The sequence below is a fragment of the Corynebacterium marquesiae genome (assembly GCF_030229635.1).
GTDB classification, from domain to species: domain Bacteria; phylum Actinomycetota; class Actinomycetes; order Mycobacteriales; family Mycobacteriaceae; genus Corynebacterium; species Corynebacterium marquesiae.
Map to the genome: position 1 here is coordinate 1 of NZ_JASPII010000034.1, position 1,385 is coordinate 1,385.

A 1,385-nucleotide genomic window follows, 5' to 3' on the forward strand; every position below is an offset into this window, starting at 1 on the left:
GGGTTAAGGGTCAAAAAGTGTGTCCGGAATCGCGGATTTTCACGGATTGACCTGTAGGTTTCCGGAAAGTATATGCTCCGGAAGCATATATCTAGCCCCCGACGGGAAATCCTCGGTGTGGCAGCCGTGATGTGCTATGCGCGGCGTGGTGTGGTGTCGCAATGTCGAAGAACCAACCACGCTGCCACTGCGGCGGTGAAATGAAACGCAACGGCACCACCAGCAAAGGCACCACCAGATGGCGCTGCAAACAATGCGGCGCCTCCAGCGTCAAACGTCGAAACGACATCACCAACGCGGCAGTGTTCACCCAGTTCATCGAGCATTGCACCACCGCAATATCACTCGACGACCTAGCCAAACGAAACGGTGTTAGCCGCGCCACCATGAAGCGGCGCTTCAAGTGGTGCTGGCTCGTTGATGTGCCTGACCCCACCGCCGGCCACCACAAGCGGATCTACGACCAGGTATTTCTCGATGGCACCTACACCGCCGGTGGCTGCCTGATCGTCGCGGCGACCATCGACCACGTGATCGCCTGGCACTGGTGCAAACACGAAACCACCCGCGACTACCAACTGCTGCTTGAACGCATCGAAGCCCCACTCATCGCCGTCATCGACGGCGGCCAAGGCGCATACAGCGCAATCAAAAAGTGCTGGCCGACTACGAAAATTCAACGCTGCCTCGTCCACGCCCAACGCGTGGTCCGCCGCTACACCACCACCAACCCACGCACCGATGCCGGGCGCACCATCTACCGACTTGCGCTGAAACTGACCCGGATCACCACACTGGATGAAGCCGCCGCGTGGGGTGTGCAACTGCACGAGTTTTCAACGATCTACCGGGAATGGATGAACGAGAAAACCATGATCAAAGACCCCAAAACAGGTGCATGGACCCGCGTGTGGACCCACCACAACGTGCGCAAGGCCTACAACAGCCTCAACCATCTTTGGCGGTCCGAGATGCTGTTTGTCTACCTCAACCCGCCAGCAGGAGTCCTTGCGCCCGAGCGGATCAAATCCACCACCAACAGCTTAGAAGGCGGCATCAACGCCCAGCTCAAACTGCTCGCCAGAACCCACCGCGGCAGATCAGGCGAACGACAACGCCGCATGCTGGATTGGTGGCTCTACTTAAAAACGGAACTGCCTGACGATCCAGTACGAATCGCCAGGCAGTCCGACTGGGGCCAGGGCCAACTCGCCAAAGTATCCACCCTGACCCAAACCGAGAACCAAGCCGACCACGAAACAGGACGCCCAGCCCTCTACGACAACGCTATCGACACCGACTACACCCACTCAATCGGCATTCAAAAAGGCCAAATCTAACCCCCGCGACACGCCGAGCCAGACACACATTTTGACCCTTAACCC

General features: G+C 58.4%; 1 protein-coding gene. It reads left to right on the forward strand.

The features are described from left to right. The first annotated feature begins 161 nt into the window (after positions 1–161). Complete coding sequence (locus QP971_RS11245; RefSeq protein WP_005323424.1) at positions 162–1,340, forward strand: IS256-like element IS1249 family transposase; 1,179 nt, start codon at positions 162–164, stop codon at positions 1,338–1,340. Positions 1,341–1,385 lie beyond the last annotated feature (45 nt).

Bases quoted from the DNA above. Each gene is read 5' to 3' on its own strand.
- QP971_RS11245 (WP_005323424.1), top strand. From the start codon at position 162: ATGTCGAAGAACCAACCACGCTGCCACTGCGGCGGTGAAATGAAACGC.